The following is a 17,719-nucleotide window of genomic DNA, read 5'->3' on the forward strand; positions in this document are numbered from 1 at the left end:
CGTTACCAAAAAAACACCGCTTACTGAGCGGTGTTTTTTTGTCTGCTTACTGCTGACTCCAGGGTTCGGGACGCTCAGCTGCCTTCGGCAAAAACACCAAACAGTCCCTGATGTTGCTGGTTCAGGTGATGCGCGTGGATCTTGCTCATGGTGCCTTTTTGACAGTACAACAGATAACGTTGCTTGCCACTGGTGTCGAGATCCGCCAAGCGGCTTTCCAGCTCATAAAAGGGAATGAGTCTGACTGGATTGTTGGCAAGTTCCAGTGGCGCATCAGCGGCTTCAGCTGGGTGGCGGATATCGATGATTTCATCCGTCAGCGCCGGCGTGGTTAGCAACATGACATCTTCCAGTCCGCTACCGATCTCTTCCAGAACGTTATCGATACGTTGATAGGTCGAGCGCTGCAAGGCGTCTTCCAATACCGCAAAATCAAAGGCTTGTTCGGCGGCTTCGGTTTTGCTGCGTTCACCGTGGGTGAGTGGATTGACGGATATGACGCCGCAGTACTCCGGCATGTTGGCGGCAAACGTTTCTGTACCAATGCGGCGAGCAATAGCAATAATATCCTGTTTATCCATCGCTGCCAGAGGGCGCAACACCATATGCTCGGCAGCCCGATCAATAATCGCCAGATTGGAAATGGTCTGGCTGGCAACCTGGGCAACAGCCTCTCCAGTTGCCAGGGCGGGCAGTTTCAGATTGTCGGCCACCCGTGACGCTGCGCGCATCATCATGCGCTTGAGTACAACACCCATATGGCCATTGTCGACCTTGGCAAGAATTTCAGTAACAACTGCTTCAAATGGAATGGTAACAAACTTCACCCGATGGCTTTCGCCATAGCAGGACCAAAGATAGTGGGCGACTTGTTTGACGCCAATTTCATGGGCACTACCACCAAGATTAAAAAAGCAAAAATGTGTTTTCAAACCGCGCCGGGTTAACAGGTAGCTGGCCACCGTTGAGTCAAAGCCTCCGGAGATCAGTGATAAAATATCTCCCTGACTACCCAGTGGAAAACCACCTAATCCCGGTATGCGCTGCTTGACGACTTGAACCTTGTCATTACGCAACTCAGCATGAACCACCACATCCGGGTTTTTCAACGATACACCCGTGGCGCCGGTTTCTTTCAGCAATCCACCGCCCATATAGACTTCCGCATCATGGGAGGTAAAGTCGTGATTGCCAGCCCTTTTGATCCTGACGCAAAACGTCTTGCCTTCGAGTTGCTCGCGATTGGCTTCACGCACCAACTGGTACGCTTGATCCAATGATTCGAACGGGTGTTCGTCAATTTCAAGCGCATAACCAATGCCCGGTGTGTGAGAAAGGATTTGCACCATACGGCGATGAACCGTAACAACGTCTTCGTTGTCTAATAGATTTACCTCAATCACCAAACTGTCCCAGCGATCCTGGACGTCGGCGGAAATGCCTCGTTTGCGCGTCAAAGTGCGTAAATTGGCACGAAGGATTTTTGTCATCTGCTTACGCACTGACTTGGATTTGATGGTGATTTCCGGGAAGAACTTGACGACAAACTTCATGAAAGGCGATGACTGGCAGAAAAAGGGCAGGGAGTATAACCCAGCTCAATGCGTCATTCATCCTAACTGGTGTAAGGTGTAGCCAAACGAGCCAGAGTCAATATTTGGCATGACTGCGAGGGGACAGTTGCCCCGATATGCCATAGTCTGGTCACCGGGTTGTCATAAGTTGGTACGAAGCTAGGAATTCTAGTGAACCGCAAAGCAAAAGGAGTGGATGAATGTCAAAACGTGTTGCATTAGTCACCGGTGGAACCGGCGGCATCGGTACTGCCATCTGTAAGCAATTGCACGATGATGGCTATCAGGTTGTGGCGGGCTACTATGCAGGAGGCAAGCACGAGAAAGCGCAGGCGTGGCAAGCAAAACTAAGCAGCGAGGGTTATGACATCGCTCTTGGCTTTGGCAATATTACCAGCTGGGAATCATGTGAAGCCTGTATCGACAATATTCGCAAGGACTTTGGAACCGTCGATATCCTGATTAATAATGGTGGTATCACACGTGATACAACCCTGAAGAAAATGACTCCAGATATGTGGCACGATGTGATTGCCACCAATCTGACGTCTGTCTTTTATATGACGCGTCTGGTAATCAACGATATGCTGGAGAAGAAGTGGGGTCGTATCATTAATATTTCTTCTGTTAATGCAGAGAAGGGGCAGTTTGGCCAGGCCAACTACTCAGCCGCAAAAGCGGGTATGCATGGCTTTACCAAGGCGGTGGCCCAAGAGGTTGCTGCCAAGGGCATTACCGTGAATACCGTATCGCCTGGCTATATTGCTACCAGTATGATTATGGACGTGCCTGAAGAAGTCCGTAATCAGATCCTGAAAGGCATTCCTGTGGGTCGTTTCGGCAAGCCTGAAGAAATTGCAAATGTAATCAGCTTCCTTGCTGGCGAGAATTCTGGTTTTGTAACCGGTAGCAATATCTCCGCCAATGGCGGGCAGCATATGTCCTGATACCGGCCCGGGTTAATACTCGGGCTTCAGCTTTTTATTGCGGGCGCTGGCATGGCGCTCGCGCATTTGCGTATTAATGTAACGATCCGTCGTTGCCATACTGGCGTGCCCCGCATCTTCCTTGACATGCTCTTTCGGACGGGTTCGAACATCTTCTGAGATGCCGGTGTGCCTGAGCCAGTGAACCGTGGCGACCCGCAACTCCTGCGCTTCATCTTCCAGTCCCTCCTGCTTCATTCGCGCAAACGCCGTATCAAAGCAGAATTGCACCAGATAGCGGATTTGTCGTGTACTGGTGACCGCGCCGCGCCCCTTCAGTTTTGGCACCAGAGGTGTCTGCTCGCCCGGAAGTGGAAGGCGGCTCAAGCCAAGATGCTTTCTGTAACGAATCAGCGCATCCAGCATATCGTCCGATACAGTGACCATGCGGGCCTTGTTGCCCTTACCGACAACCCGCAACCACCAGTTGCCATCCGGATCGCACTGAAAGTCTCCCATCATCGGCGAGGAGCGTTCATCCGCAACCAGTTCTGAAATTCTCAGGTACATACCAAACAGGCAAAGCATGATAAATAGCGAGCGCTCGTGCTCTTTCGGGTTTTCTCGTGCCAGCAAATCAACGGTTTCCCGAATGTAGTCCCATTGCAAATTGGAGATTCGTCGAATGGGTTCAGCGTAGGCGTGGCGTTGAAGGTATTTGCTTTTTTGTCGTATCAGGGCAACCGGATTGGTTTGGAGATAATCTTCCTGAATCAGGTAATTGAAGTAACTGGACAGTACGGCAAATAGCGACTGGAGGCTTTTTTGTGATAACGCAAATACATCCGGGCGCTCTCCTGACAACGAAGACTTGTCTGGCTGAATCACAAAGGGACGCCATTTGTCATTAGGCATACGTCCTTCCTGACTGTTACCAAAACGTGCCGCCTGACTGGTGCCGATCCAGCCAGGAGGGGGAGACTGACAGAAGCCGATGTAATCTTCTATATCTGCCCGTCTTAGCTCGCCGAGAGAACATTGGCGTACCATGAACGTCCATTGCAGCAAGCGCTCAATTTCACGGCGGTAGCTATTAAAGGTGGCTGTTGAGCCATTAAAGCTGACCAGGAATTCAAACGAATGCACCAGATCATCAAAACAGCCTTCAATCTCTCTTAGCTCTGGCTGGCGCAACATAACCTGCCGAGCATCAGTCAGCGGGCTACTGAGATAATTCAGATTGTCGATGAAGGGGATTGGGGACGAAACAGTAGACATGAAATGCCAGCACCCTGAAATTATCGGAAATATAATAACCGTTATAGCAACTATCAGCGTCTCAGGCGAGGCGACTTGTTACCCGAGACCCGAGTAGTCGTTACTTGTTAGCCATGATGTCTGCCAGTCGAACCATTAACGAGCGGGCAGCATTATTATTAAACTGTTCACCGTGCTCAATGTAACCGCGCACCGTTGCATCGCTTTTCCAGCCACCCTGTTGCTTGATCAGCTCAAAATCTACATTGAGGTCCGGCCGGTAAAAGCGTTGGAATTAGCCACTTCGCATATAACATATTGATTAATAAAGCTTTTTAGACAAAAGTCTGACTAATGCCCTTATCGCGATAGTGACTCCTGAAGCTGCTTAAACTGCCCCTGAATCACCGCTTTTTCCTGAAGAATCAACTTGTACTCATCGGACAGAACTTCCACTCTATTCTGAGAGGCTATCAGATCGGCTTTAGTGGTCTCGAACGCTTGAGATAGTACGGCCACTTGCTTATCGACGTCTGCTTTCTGGCTGGTGAGTGCGGCAATATTATCCACCAATTGTTCGCTTTTATGCTGCTGCTCCCGGCTTTTTGCCGAGGCGTCGTTAAGTTGATGCTCTAATTTCTGGATATCGGCCACTTGTCTATCCAGAGTGCCTTTTTGTATCGCATTGGCTTGTTCGAGTTCATGGGTGTGTCGTTGTAACCACTCATTGGCGTCAACCAGCTCGGACGCTTTTGAATCAGCCTGTGATAGTCGCAGTTGCAGGTCTTGAATCTGGTCTTTCAGGCCGCGGCTTACCAAGTGGAACTGTTCGCGCTCCTGCTGGCGATCTTCGGCAGTGCGCTGCTGGTAATGTTCGAAATGATCTCGGATATCCCGGTTTTCTTGCTTGAGTTCACTGACACTCTCCTTCAAGTCGTTGGCTCGCGTAAGAGCTTCGTCCCGTTGGGACTCGGCATTTGCCAGGCTGACACGCACGTCTTCCAGGGACTGACTTTGCTCGCTTTTTTCTTTGCTCAGCCGTTCTGCCTGGTTCTCTAGGTCCTGTTGTCGGGCAGTAAGTTGCGCGATGGCATTGTTGGCTTGGGTCAACTCATTGCGGAGTTCTTCATTTAATGCCTCAAATTCCCGGCGGGCTTGTTCGATACGATGATCCGCCATCTGCTGTACCCGCTCATGCAGGGACTTTACCACTTCGACGAGGTCGTTCGGCAGTCCACTGACAGCGGCTGCTTCCCCGTTGTCCGACCGCCAACGCTTGAGCAGTGGTGCGATGGTGCTTTTGCTGCCGGTGCCCAGATGCTCCCGTACCCGATCTACCGTGGGCTCCTGGCCTTGCGTTTTAACGGCTTCAGCGGCTTTGGCGATATCGTGGTACGTGACTCCGGCGCGGGCCATGGCAGGTTCCTCTCAGATTATTTAGTAATGTATTCCATAACACGTAATATAACATTATATTTCCTCTTTTCAATGTTGCTTGAATTTCATTATCTAACCAATGATAATCAATGTTATCGTTGGTTAATGGATTGAGCCTTAAATTTTCGACTTGTAACACCGGTACATAGCTGCCTTTTCAGCGACGCCGAGAGGAGACCTATTCATGAACAGCAAATCGCCAAAAATGGTCACTGAACCGTCATTACGTAATGAACATTCGAGACTGGTTGCACGCCAGGAAGCCGAGTCATTGCAGCAATACCTCCAGGCAGCCACATCCGACAACACCCGCAGAGCCTATCGGTCGGCCATCCGGCAGTTTGAAAAATGGGGTGGTCGCCTTCCGACGGTTCGGGACACCGTGGTGCGCTACCTGCTGGCCCGAGCCGAATCACTCAATCCGCGGACCCTGGATCTGCACCTCACTGCGATCAGCCAGTGGCACCATTATCAGGGACTGGGTGATCCTGTTCGCGATCCTCTGGTGCGTAAGACCATGGATGGCATCCGTCGCACCCACGGGAAGCCCAAACGCAAAGCCAAGGCGCTGCGCCTGGAACACATTGCGCTGATGTTGAAGCATCTACAGCAACTACCAGACAGCAAGAAGAAGTATCGGGATGTCGCACTGGTGCTAACGGGCTTTTTCGGGGCCTTTCGTCGCAGCGAACTGGTCGCAATAAAAGCCAATGACTTGGTGTGGGAGCCGGAAGGCTTGATTATTCGGCTGCCCCGTTCCAAGACCGATCAACAAGGGGCCGGCTTAGTGCGAGCATTACCTTTCGGTGCGCCAGGCTGCTGTCCTGCTACGGCCATGAAGAACTGGATAGAATTGGCTGATATCAATGAAGGTCCGGTTTTTCGCCCCATTAACCGTTGGGATGAGGTTCAACCCAAAGCACTGAATCCCGGTGGCATTAATGAATTACTCAAGACACTGGGCAACGCCTGTCAGTTCGATTTCGTACCGGATTTGAGCAGCCATAGCTTTCGGCGAGGTCTCTCTACATCGGCAGCCCGAGAGCGAGTCGATTTTGAGCTGATCAAAAAACAAGGTGGGTGGAAAAGCGATGCCACCGTCTGGGAATATATCGAGGAAGGACAACAACTCAGCAATAACGCTTCTGTAGTACTCATGGAGAAAATGAGTTTGCTGCTGAACGCTGAATCCCTAAAAAAGGGAAAGTAAATCCGCAGGATCGACATCATTTTGGTGCAAACATGATAATGCCCATCCCTGCCAGGGTGACGGTCACGCCAACAAAATCCCACAGATGCGGGCGAATCCCATCCACACCCCACAACCACAGTATGGCCACCGACACATAGACGCCGCCATAGGCCGCATAAACCCGCCCCGCGGCGATCGGATGAAGAGACAGCAACCAGACAAACAGCACCAGGCTGAGCGCTGCCGGCAGCAGAACCCATGCGGATGCCGATTTCTTCAGCCAGAGGTATGGAAGATAACAGCCGACTATTTCCGCTATAGCGGTGATGATGAACAAACCGAGCGTGTAGAGGATGGACATACGAAGTTCTCTTGTTAATGCGGGTCCATTTGGCTGGACACGGGTTGATCCCGGCAAGCTTCTTCTGCCAGCTCGATCTCAATGGTGGTGTGAGCCAGATCGTAGGTTTCCAGGGCTGACTGGAGGGTGGCCTTGAGCTGTGCGTATCTCGCCAGATCTTGCGTCAGCACGGCTTTGACATGAGCTGTCAGTACGTGGTGCTCTCCATCAAGGGACCAGAGGTGCAAATGGTGTACGTCGTCGATTTCCTTGAGTGACATCAGGGACTCGCGAACGCTCTCCAGCAAATCTGGATCAGGTACTGCCTGAAAAAACAACCGCCCTGTTGCCCACAGGTTACGCAGTACGTTGATCAGAATAAACAAGGTGAAGCCGATTGACAGCAGTGGGTCGAGAATGGGCCAGTCAACGAATTGCATGACCGTTGCCACAATCAACACAGCCACCCAACCCAGTACGTCTTCCAGCAAATGCCAGTTGAGTACTTTTTCGTTCAAGGTTTTTCCCTGGCTAAGACGATAGGCGGCGTAGCCATTTACCGCCACGCCCAGCACAGCGAGCGCCAGCATGCCTTCGGTATGTGGCATGACTGGATCGGACAAACGGGGAATAGCCGCAATCAGCACCCAGATAGATCCCGCGATTAACACTAGACCATTAATCAGGGCGCCGAACAGCGACAACCGCCGATAACCATAAGTGTACTCAGGATTGGCGGACTTCTGGCCCAGACGGTTCAGCAGCCATGCACTGCCAATGGAAAGACTGTCGCCCAGATCATGCACCGCATCAGCCATGATGGCCGTACTGTTAGTCAGCCAACCGCCAACGAATTCGATAACGGTAAAAATCAGGTTTAACCAAAAAGCCAAGCCCATTCGCTTGGAGCTATCATCGTGCGAATGTTGATGCATACGTTATTTCTCCAGTCGATGATTGGCTTGGCGTTGGGTAGCTAAACGATTAATGATCCTCCGTGCCGCCGATGGGCAGGGCTTGTTCGATTGGGCTGACATAGACCCAGCCGGATATGTCAGGTCCGATTTTCCCGGTTTTTCGAATGATCGAGGTCACCTCATCCACCTGATTGTCTTCACATACCAGAGACAATTGGACTTCTGAGATAACCACGCCAGCTTCGGCTGAATACGCCAGTTCCCGTTCCCCTAAAGGCTTCAAGGACCCTTTGATATCGAGTATTGATAGGTTTTTGTAGCCTGCATCACGCAATGCATCGATGACATCGGCGGATCGAACGTGGTGGATAAAGGCCGTAACTTGTTTCATGTAAATACTCCAAAAAAATTCGCTATTACTGTTAGATGGATCGCGGCAAGAGGATACTTGCCGCGATCCAGCGGGTATTACTCAGCGATCGGTTCGCCATTGTTATCAATCGCTTTTGGCCTTCGCCAAGCCAGTCGATACAGGCCGGGGAGCACCAACAGCGTGAGTAACGTAGAAGAGATAATGCCGCCGATAACCACCGTGGCCAGTGGCCTCTGGACTTCGGCTCCGGTGCTGGTATTAAGTGCCATCGGCAGAAAGCCTAATGCGGCCACCAGAGCGACCATCAATATGGGCCGCAATCTCAACATGGCGCCGCCCAGAATCGCCTGCTCGACGGATTCACCACGATTGAGTTCATCCCGAAAGGCCGACACCATCATGACCCCGGTCAGTACCGATACACCACATAAGGTAATAAACCCAACACCTGCGGTAATCGAGAGGGGAATATCCCGTAACCACAAAGCGATAACGCCACCGGTTAGCGCTAGCGGCACACCACTAAAGACCAACGCCGCATCTTTTGCCGAACCGAAGGTCATCATCAATAGCGCAAAGATCATAACCAGTGTCACCGGCACCAGCAGGCTGAGACGTTGGGACGCCGATTGCAATTGCTCAAAGGTGCCGCCGTACTCCAGCCAATAGCCAGGTGGCAATTTCACTTGTTGCGCCACTTTGTCCTGAACTTCGGCCACAAAGCCACCCAAATCACGACCGCGAACATTGGCACTGACTACCAGTCGACGCTTGCCGTTTTCACGAGAGATCTGATTCGGTCCGGGGGCCAGCGTGAGACTAGCCACTTCGCGCAGCGGCACGTAGCCGCCATCTGGCAGCGGTATCGGCAAACGCTCCAACGCGCGCAAGTCGCCCCTGACGCGCTCGGCCACCCGCACCACTATCGAGAAACGTTGATCGCCCTCAAAGATCAGGCCGGCTTCTTCACCACCGGTGGCGGCGGCCACCACGTCCTGTACATCGGCAACGTTCAGGCCATAGCGATACATGGCTGAACGATCCGCATTGATGGACAGAATAGGCAAGCCGGACACCTGCTCGACCTTAACCCCTTCGGCACCCTCGATACCGTTTAAAACTGCCGCGATTTCGCCGCCCGATTTAAGCAACTGTTCCAGGTTATCGCCAAACACTTTGATCCCGAGGTCTGATCGCACGCCCGAAATCAATTCATTGAAGCGAAGTTGGATAGGCTGACTGATTTCAAATGCATTACCCGGCAATAATGATAACTTCTCACCGATTTCCTCCAGCAACTGCGCTTTGGTTTTGTCAGGGTCAGGCCATTCACTGTGATCCTTGAGCATCACATAGCCATCGGAAATGTTCGGCCCCATGGGATCGCTGGCGACTTCGGCCGTGCCGACGCGCGCGAAGTAGGTTTTAACTTCAGGGATTTCCAGAACTGCCTTTTCCAGACGAAATTGCATATCCAGGGATTGAGTGAGACTGGTACCCGGTATCCGTAGCGCCTGGATGGCAATATCCCCCTCATCCAGATTCGGGATAAATTCCGTACCCATCCGCGTTGCCAGTGCGCCGACCAAAACCACAAAGATCAGTGCCGCAGTCAGTACGAGCACGCGAAACTTGAGCGCCCAGGTCAATACGGGAGCGTAAAACCGCTTGGAATGACGAACAATAAAATTGTCTTTTTCCTCAATATGCCCCGTCATAAACAAAGCCACAGCGGCTGGGACGAAGGTGAGTGACAAGACCAATGCGGATAACAAGGCCATGATTACCGCCATGGCCATGGGCGTAAACATTTTGCCTTCCACGCCGGTTAACGCCAGGATGGGTAAGTTCACCAGAATCACTACCAATACACTGATCAAACTCGGTGTAAATACCTCGCGGGTGGCCGCAAACACCGTTTGAAAACGTTCGTCCAGCTTTAAGGTGCGCCCAAGATGGTGCTGGCGTCCGGCCAGGCGCAAAATGCAGTTTTCGACAATGATCACCGCGCCATCCACAATCAAGCCAAAATCGAGCGCACCTAAACTCATCAGATTGGCGCTGACCTTGGTTTGCACCATGCCTGTCATCAACATTAACATGGATAAAGGGATCACCATTGCGGTGAGCAAGGCCGCCCGGACGTTGCCCAGCATGACCAGGAGCACGACAACAACCAATATCGCGCCTTCGGCCAGGTTGGCTTGTACCGTGGCAATGGTTTTATCGACCAGCACCGTACGGTTATAAACCGGCTCGGCAATCACGCCTTCAGGCAGCGTTTTATTGATCTCCAGTAACTTGGCCGACACCGCCTGGGAAACCGTCCGGCTGTTGCCGCCCAGCAGCATAACGGCGGTACCCAGTACTGTCTCCTCACCGTCGAGTGTCGCAGCACCGGTGCGAAGTTCCTTACCAAATCCAACCTCGGCCACGTCAGCCACGGTTATGGGTAGGCCGTCACGACGGGCGACGATGATTTTTTCGATCGCCGGGATGTCAGCTACCTGTCCGGGGGCACGAATCAGGTATTGTTCGCCATTTTTTTCGATATATCCGGCACCGATGTTGGCGTTGTTTTTCTCCAATGCCGCCACCAGATCGTCGAAGCTGAGCTGGTAGGCCAGCAGCTTTGCAGGCTCAGGGGTAATGTGGAACTGCTTTTCGAAACCGCCAATGGTATTGACTTCGGTGACGCCAGGAACCAGACGCAACTGGGGACGGATCACCCAATCCTGCAAGGTGCGTAAGGCCGTTGCATCATAGAGCTCACCGTTTTCTTGCAAGGCGCCCGGTTTTGCATGCACCGCATAGTGAAAGATTTCACCAAGGCCTGTGGCAACAGGCCCCATTACCGGCTCAATCCCGGAAGGCATCTCGCTTTTCGCCTGCTGTAATCGTTCGTTGATCAGGTTGCGGGCGAAATAGATGTCAGTGCCTTTTTCAAATACTACGGTCACTTGAGACAGAGCATAACGTGATATCGAACGGGTGCTCTCCACATAGGGTAACCCCGTGATCGCCAGTTCCACCAGATAGGTAATGCGTTGCTCCACTTCCAGCGGTGAATAACCGGGAGCTTCGGTATTGATTTGCACCTGGACGTTGGTGATATCGGGTACCGCGTCAATCGGCAAGTTTTGATAATTCCAAACACCTACGGCGCCAACCACCAAGACCAGAAACATCACCAGCCAGCGGCGTGCAATGGAAAATTGGATCAGTTTATCGATCATGCTGAACTCCTAATTTTGGTTCGTATGACCGGCTAGAGTTCTGACGGTATTTCGGCGCTGTAAGCCCCGCTAATTGCCATTGATTAATGTCCATGTTCAGCATCCTCCTTACCCAGCTCCGATTTCAGAATAAAGCTGTTTTTGCTGACATACACTTCATCTGCGGACAGACCTGCCACCACTTCGGTTAGCTCACCGTCGGTTCGCCCCAAAGTCACTGTACGTGGTTCAAAACCTTCCTCACCCCGAACAAAAACGACAGGATTATCCTCGACGATTTGCAAGGCTTCGTTGCGGATCACCATTGGAGCGGCTATTTCGGCGCGGGTGATTTGCGCGTTGACAAAGAGACCGGGTTTCCAAATGCCATTCGGGTTGTCGATCAAAGCGCGCGCCATAATGGCCTGATTACCAGTTTGGCCAAGCGGCGCAATATAGATGATTTTTCCCTCTGCGATTTGGGTCGAATCGAGACTGAGAATGCGAACCCGCTGGCCTAATTCAACCTGAGCAACATCCTTGGGAAAAACCGACAGCTCCACCCAAACCGTTGAAAAATCCTGTACTACCAACAACGGGATATCCGTAGTGTGCTCGCCAGCGTTTGCATTACGCTGGGTAACGGCACCATTGAGTGCGGATACTATCGAATAGGTTTTCAGACTTTCATTCGCTTCCACAGTCACCAGGGTTTCGCCTTTGCGAACCGGATCACCAACACTTTTTTTAACTTCCCGAATAACGCCGTCGAAGCGTGCCGTTACCGACTGTACACGCTCTGCGTTGGTGGCGACGACGCCATATACTGGCAAAACATCGCGGATGGTGCCCGAAGTCGCGGTTACCAGGGTAATGCCTGAATGTTGGATCTGCTCCTGGGTCAGTTCAATATGACCTTCTTCGCCGTGCTCTGCTTCCTCCCCATGACCTGTTTCGGCAAGTGCTTGCCCGGATAGCAGCGCAATCGCGAAGCAACTGAACAGAAGATGGATGATAGATTTGTTAACGTGGTTTTTTGATTTCATTGTTCTGATCCTGAAAATGTGTCGTCTTCGCCATACAGAGTCAAGGCCAGGGGCTCTGCTGTTAGCTGCTCAATTTCTGCGCCATAGGTTAAGGCGGCTGCGGCCGCTTCGATCTGGGTGCGCCTGGCGCTCAATAATTCCTGCCGCGCGCTGACATAGTCGAGATACCCGTAGCGACCGCGTTGATAGGCCGCCTGAGTGTCTATCAGGGCCTGCTCAAGGGCGGGAATGATGGCAGTGTGCAGTGTCTCTACCGCGACAATGGCTTGTTTGCGGTTGTGATAGGCGCGGAACAGCTGGGTGTGTAAATCCAGCAGCATTACGTCGCGCTCTGCCAACACCTGATTTTTCTCGGCCAGCGCGATCGAAACGGCGCCAGCATTTCGCTTACCGGAAAACAACGGCATGCTGAAACCCGCTACCAACGCGGTATCATCGGTTTCCTGCAAGCGACGAACACCCACCGACCAGCTGATATCGGCACTGGATTGGGTTTGAGCAAGGCGTATTTCCGCTTCTTTGAGGCGGGACTCTGCTGCGAATATTTCTATCGCAGGATTTTTTTCAACTTTGGCGTACAACAGGTCGAATGCCACGTCCTCGCCAAACTGGAATAGATCACCTTCCACCTTGTTAAAGTCCGGCGAGGTTACCCCCCACAATGCAGACAACGACACTTTCAAATAAGCGAGCCGTTGCTGCTCCGAAAGCAAAGCGAGCTTGGCTTGCTCGGCAGCAGCCTGTGCCCGTTTGACCTCCGCCTCGGGTGTCGCTCCCGCCGTAGCCCGCTTTTTCACAATGCGTAAGCTCTCGCTCGCCAACTGGGCGGCCTCGCCAGCCAGGGTGACCTGCTCCTGTGCCGCTAGCACATCGACGTAACGGCGGGTGACTTCGCCCAATAAGGCCAAGGATTCCACCTGTCGGCTGGCATTGAGCACCGACCGACTGTGGGAGATTACACCTTGCCGTGCCGCGCGCTTATCCCCCATTTCGATGACCGAAGACAGCGCAATGGTGAGTTCAGCACCACCTGCGCCGCTGAAGTCCCCAGTGCCCCCGACATTTTCAGCGTCAAATCCCAGCTCATACGCCGGTCTTAACCCGGCTGTTTCGGCCTGCCCTTGAAGGGCTGCGTAGCGGTAGGGAAAAACTTTCAAAGACGGGTTTTGTGACAGGGAGCGCTGCACCGCATTGGTCAGCGTGATCGTTGAGTCCCCAGGTGCGGCGTTAAGCCCCGACGAAGAAATAAAAAATAATAAACTGAACAGAATGCAGCGGCTTTTGATATTCCGCCGACCCGTAGCGCCAGAACCCGGCGCAGTACGTATTGATAGCATATGGTAGATCCTACTTATTTAAGATAATTCAAACCGCGCGTTGCAGCGATAACGGCAACACAGAAAAAACTTAATCGGTAAAATCAGGCGATTGGAGGGCGGTACAGCGACGAGGATGGGGCCTCGGGAATGAGGGCTTGAGAGTCGTTATGCAACGAATGTTTATGCAAAAAGTTTGAGTGAGTCAGGTTACCGGATAAATAGACATGGCAATGGCAGCCATGGTGATGGCAATGAAACAGATCGTCAGGCGCGGTATTTTGATCTGCAGGATCAATAACGGTCGAGCTATCCAGCATTGCCGATGATGAGCCATCGGAGGAATAAGGGGCTGTATCCGAATAATCAAGGGGATGCACGTCAGCCATAGCTGTCACTGATTGCAGTGCAATCAAGACTAACAGCAGATAAGACAGTGCTTTTCGACTCATAAACCGAATATAACCCCAATGAAATGGAATAACCTGCAAAGCATACCGCCTTTGATTGCGGAGTCAATCAAAGATTGTCCCGGCGCCTTTCGTTTACCTGTTATCCGCCTGTCAAAGCGAGCCAGGTCGAGGATCTTTATTATTGGCGGTGTATCAATAAGACGATTGCTTGTTGTTCATATTGTGCGCGGTGTCTCAGGACTTAAGTTGCAAGATGCGGCGCGCGCCATTCAACACAATCAAACCGATGATAAGGCCAATCACCAAGTCTGGATAACGTGAGCCCGTCCAGGCCACCAATCCACCGGCAAGGATCACCCCTAGATTGGCAATCACGTCATTGGCGGAGAAAATCCAGCTGGCTTTCATATGGGCGCCGCTATCCCGGCTTTTGGCAATCAACAGCAGACAGGTCACATTGGCCGCCAAGGCAACAAGCCCGAAGCTCATCATCAAAGTGGAAACCGGTTCACTACCCAATACTAATCGCCTTACCACCTCGCCCAAAGCGCCCAAGGCGAGAATGATCTGAAGCCAACCGGAAAAATGGGCTGCACGCAACTTCATCCGCACACTGTGCCCTACGGCATACAGCGCCACGCCGTAGACGGCGGCATCAGCGAACATATCCAGGGAGTCCGCAATCAAACCAGTGGATTGCGCCCACCAGCCGACAGTAATTTCAATGACAAACATGATGCCATTGATTGCCAGTAGCCACTTGAGAATGCCAGCTTCTCTTTCTGCCTCCTGTTTTGCAGACGCCTGCGCACGGGCGATGGACTCGCTGGCGACGGGCATTGTACTGACAAGTCTCGCGCCCAGACCGACTGATTGCATTCTTTTTTTAATAAGGTCAGCGTTATCACCATGGTAGACACTCACCTTGCGCTTGGGGGTATCGAATTCCAATGTGACTTTAGGATGCACACTGTCCAACGCCATACGGATCATGCCTTCCTCTGAAGGACAGTCCATCTTGGGGACATGATACTCACTAACAAAGCCGCCATGAGAAGCGTCGTGTACTTCGGCAATTTGGGGAGTGTTCTCCGTCGCGTTATTTTGGCAATTGCCACCGCATGTGGTCGTCATAAAAAACCCTTGTTCTATCCAAGGTGGGCAGTTTAAACTCTATAGTTACTATAGAGTCAAGCACAGAGATTGAATAAATGAAGATTGGCGAGCTGGCAAAAAAGACGGATTGCTCGGTGCAAACTATCCGTTACTATGAAAAAGAACAGTTGCTGTGCACGACACAGCGTAGTGACGGCAATTTTCGACTTTACGATGAAGCTGCTGTCGAACAGCTGCTATTTATCAAGCTCTGCCGTAACCTGGATCTCAGTTTGTCCGAGATCCGCCAGCTACTCACATTAAAACGCTCACCGGGTGCGCAATGTGATCAAGTCAATCGCATGATGGATACGCACATTCAACAAGTGGAAACGCGCATTCAGGAGCTGGTTCAGCTGCGCGAGCATTTGAAAGTACTTCGCCGCAGCTGCTCCAGTGAAAGGACGATCGAACAGTGCGGCATCTTGCAAACGTTAACCACTAATCAGCATCAGAAGCGGTAACACTTACGCGCTTGAAATCGGACGCCTGTGTTATCGGCGGTGATGTTGCGCGTTTTGATTTGGATAGTATTAAAAATACCAGGTAAACCAGAAGTACCGAAAGTTGCGCAAGCACGCCTTGCCAGGTGGATTTGACGCCAATCCAGTCAATCTCAAAACTCACAGGTAATGGCGTCATACCGATGATGGCCGCCTCCTGTAATGCCGACACAGCTTTGCCCATCAGGACAAATGCGAGCGCTAGCAGCAAGTAGGTGGTGGCTGAAAAGAATTTGGCGATCGGCAGCTTGACGGAAAAGCGAATCAACACCCACGCCAATATGGCTAACAGCAACAAACCGAGCGCAAAGCCACCACCAACAGAAGAATATTGGGTTGATACCGCCTGCGTTAACAGCGATTGATAAAATAATACGGTTTCAAACACCTCCCGGTAAACCGCCACAAATGCCAACGCCACCAGCCCCCACAAGGTGCCAGACTTAAGTTGGGTATCGACATGTTGCTGAATGTAGGCTTGCCATTGTGCAGCCTGGGTTTTGCTATGCATCCAGATCCCAACATAGAGCAGTACCAACGCGGCCAATAAAGCGGCAATTCCCTCCATGATTTCACGATTGGCACCACTGATCGTGATCAACGATTGAGCGGCGATCCAGGTGGCACCACCGGCAAGTAATGCCGCAATCCAGCCTATGTGGACATATTTAAGCGCATCCCGACGCCCGGTTCTTATCAAAACCGTCGTTAAGGCAATGATAACCAGCAATGCCTCCAGGCCTTCGCGCAACAATAAGACCAGACTAGCAGTGAATAAAGCTCCTTCGGACAAGGTGGACTCTGATAACAAACGTTGTGCGTCATCCAACAAATGCCGCGTCTCCGCCATTAGCGCACCCAATTCTCCGTTTACGTCGGGGCGGCTGGTCAATTGTCGTAGTGCCATCATGTTGGACTCGATGGATTGGCGCAGTGCTTTGTCATGCGCATCGAGGCTGTTTTCAATCAGTTCAAAACCGTCCAGATAAGCACTGACGGCGAGTTCACTTGCGGTTGAAAAATCTCCCTTCTGATGCGCTTTTTGGGCGGCTTGAAGTCGATTCCATGTGATTGCCAAGGGATCTTGGGATGCCTTGAATAATGCCGAGGGGTTAGCGCGTAAACTCTCCAAAGCTTGTAGGGTTATATCAGGGCGTGCTGCTGCCAGTTGCAGTGGGTTGTGATTAATCAGCTGCAGTTTGGTAATATTCAAATCATTGTGAGTAGGTTCGCTGGATTGAAAAGCGAGTCCACCGACATAGAATGCCATTGACCAACGCTCTTGCTCCGTTAGTTGTTGAAAAGATGGCATGGCGGTGTCGTCAATGCCATTGGTAATGGCGTCGTATAAACCCAAAATTGATCGATTTAATGCCCGCTCTTTATCGGTAAAGTCCGTGGGTGCGGGATCGAGTTGTGCTGCCAGCACTCCGTCACCTTGACCAGATACTCCATGGCAAGATCCGCAGTTAGTCTCAAATACCGGCCGGATTTTTTCTTGAGGTAATATCCGTTCCGGCAGGGATAAATGTGGCATCAATCCCAACAATGTGCCGCGTAGGCTGGCACTCATTTGACGGATCTCATCAACACCTTTCTTATCATGGATGGCCCTCTGCAATGCCATTGCTTGCACTGCGAGTGACTCTGCATCAGCAGTGGCGGCCAGCGAGCTCTTGCTAACAATCAGTTGTGAAAACTCCACCATCTCCTGATATTCATTGTCATTAATTACCTGACCGTTTTTCACCGCTTCGGCATAATCAACGCCTATGTATTCAGCGAGCTGTGCCAGTTGCCGGAGTTGAGTAACGTTGTCTGGGATCTCAGCTTCATTCGCCCCGGCAGATAGAGAAAGTGGCAGCATCAGAAATATGATGGCATGAAGGGTGGCTCGTTTCAGGCGTTGCAATCTGCAATCAAACATCTCGGTGTTCTCTTATTCATGAATCGCTAATGATTATTGATCGCAATTGTAAACTCTATAGCGCTATAGAGTCAAGAGAAGTAAAAATTACAGTCGGTTGGAAACCGTTTTGATAGAGAGGCCTTACC

At 51.6% G+C, this 17,719-nt stretch carries 15 protein-coding genes; 3 read left to right on the top strand and 12 right to left on the bottom strand.

The window, feature by feature from the left end:
* Positions 1–74 precede the first annotated feature (74 nt).
* Positions 75–1,553, bottom strand: coding sequence for a tRNA uracil 4-sulfurtransferase ThiI (gene thiI, locus SOJ49_RS09545; protein ID WP_369857988.1), 1,479 nt, complete (start codon positions 1,551–1,553; stop codon positions 75–77).
* Positions 1,554–1,774: 221 nt separating this feature from the next.
* Here thiI and phbB point away from each other — a divergent pair, with 221 nt between their 5' ends.
* A complete protein-coding gene (gene phbB / locus SOJ49_RS09550; protein WP_369857989.1) occupies positions 1,775–2,521 on the top strand; it encodes an acetoacetyl-CoA reductase in 747 nt (248 codons plus the stop codon).
* Between the two features lie 12 nt (positions 2,522–2,533).
* Here phbB and SOJ49_RS09555 read toward each other — a convergent pair whose 3' ends face one another.
* Positions 2,534–3,778, bottom strand: a complete 1,245-nt coding sequence (locus SOJ49_RS09555) for a tyrosine-type recombinase/integrase (protein WP_369857990.1) — start codon at positions 3,776–3,778, stop codon at positions 2,534–2,536.
* 339 nt (positions 3,779–4,117) lie between these two features.
* Positions 4,118–5,173: a DNA-binding protein gene (locus tag SOJ49_RS09560; protein WP_369857991.1), complete on the bottom strand. Its 1,056-nt coding sequence runs from the start codon at positions 5,171–5,173 to the stop codon at positions 4,118–4,120.
* Positions 5,174–5,378: 205 nt separating this feature from the next.
* Between SOJ49_RS09560 and SOJ49_RS09565 the strand changes: the two genes are divergently transcribed.
* Positions 5,379–6,404: a site-specific integrase gene (locus SOJ49_RS09565; protein WP_369857992.1), complete on the top strand. Its 1,026-nt coding sequence runs from the start codon at positions 5,379–5,381 to the stop codon at positions 6,402–6,404.
* 16 nt (positions 6,405–6,420) lie between these two features.
* On the opposite strand, the gene SOJ49_RS09570 is transcribed toward SOJ49_RS09565, so the two are convergent.
* The 8 genes from SOJ49_RS09570 to SOJ49_RS09605 form a co-directional block, all read right to left on the bottom strand.
* Entirely contained in the window at positions 6,421–6,747 is a 327-nt protein-coding gene (locus SOJ49_RS09570) for a YnfA family protein (protein WP_369857993.1), read from the bottom strand.
* 14 nt (positions 6,748–6,761) lie between these two features.
* Positions 6,762–7,661 carry a cation diffusion facilitator family transporter gene (locus tag SOJ49_RS09575; protein WP_369857994.1) on the bottom strand — a complete coding sequence of 300 codons (900 nt, stop codon included), beginning with the start codon at positions 7,659–7,661 and terminating at the stop codon, positions 6,762–6,764.
* 49 nt (positions 7,662–7,710) lie between these two features.
* Positions 7,711–8,034, bottom strand: coding sequence for a P-II family nitrogen regulator (locus SOJ49_RS09580; RefSeq protein WP_369857995.1), 324 nt, complete (start codon positions 8,032–8,034; stop codon positions 7,711–7,713).
* A gap of 77 nt (positions 8,035–8,111) precedes the next feature.
* Positions 8,112–11,252: an efflux RND transporter permease subunit gene (locus SOJ49_RS09585; RefSeq protein ID WP_369857996.1), complete on the bottom strand. Its 3,141-nt coding sequence runs from the start codon at positions 11,250–11,252 to the stop codon at positions 8,112–8,114.
* 83 nt (positions 11,253–11,335) lie between these two features.
* A complete protein-coding gene (locus SOJ49_RS09590) occupies positions 11,336–12,277 on the bottom strand; it encodes an efflux RND transporter periplasmic adaptor subunit (protein ID WP_369857997.1) in 942 nt (313 codons plus the stop codon).
* Positions 12,274–13,614, bottom strand: a complete 1,341-nt coding sequence (locus SOJ49_RS09595) for a TolC family protein (RefSeq protein ID WP_369857998.1) — start codon at positions 13,612–13,614, stop codon at positions 12,274–12,276. Before SOJ49_RS09595 ends, SOJ49_RS09590 begins: the two co-directional genes overlap by 4 nt.
* Before the next feature lie 83 nt (positions 13,615–13,697).
* On the bottom strand, positions 13,698–14,045 hold the full coding sequence (locus tag SOJ49_RS09600; protein WP_369857999.1) for a hypothetical protein: 348 nt from the start codon (positions 14,043–14,045) through the stop codon (positions 13,698–13,700).
* 195 nt (positions 14,046–14,240) lie between these two features.
* A complete protein-coding gene (locus tag SOJ49_RS09605; RefSeq protein ID WP_011711494.1) occupies positions 14,241–15,140 on the bottom strand; it encodes a cation transporter in 900 nt (299 codons plus the stop codon).
* Positions 15,141–15,217: 77 nt separating this feature from the next.
* On the opposite strand from SOJ49_RS09605, the gene cadR reads away from it, so the two are divergent.
* Entirely contained in the window at positions 15,218–15,625 is a 408-nt protein-coding gene (gene cadR / locus SOJ49_RS09610) for a Cd(II)/Pb(II)-responsive transcriptional regulator (protein ID WP_025265560.1), read from the top strand.
* On the opposite strand, the gene SOJ49_RS09615 is transcribed toward cadR, so the two are convergent.
* The gene (locus SOJ49_RS09615; protein ID WP_075274246.1) at positions 15,603–17,591 is read right to left on the bottom strand and encodes a cytochrome c/FTR1 family iron permease; all 1,989 of its coding nucleotides are present in this window, start codon (positions 17,589–17,591) and stop codon (positions 15,603–15,605) included. The two genes, cadR and SOJ49_RS09615, sit on opposite strands and share 23 nt — an antisense overlap.
* Positions 17,592–17,719: the final 128 nt, after the last annotated feature.

It is taken from the genome of Candidatus Thalassolituus haligoni (assembly GCF_041222825.1).
GTDB classification, from domain to species: Bacteria; Pseudomonadota; Gammaproteobacteria; order Pseudomonadales; family Oceanobacteraceae; genus Oceanobacter; species Oceanobacter antarcticus.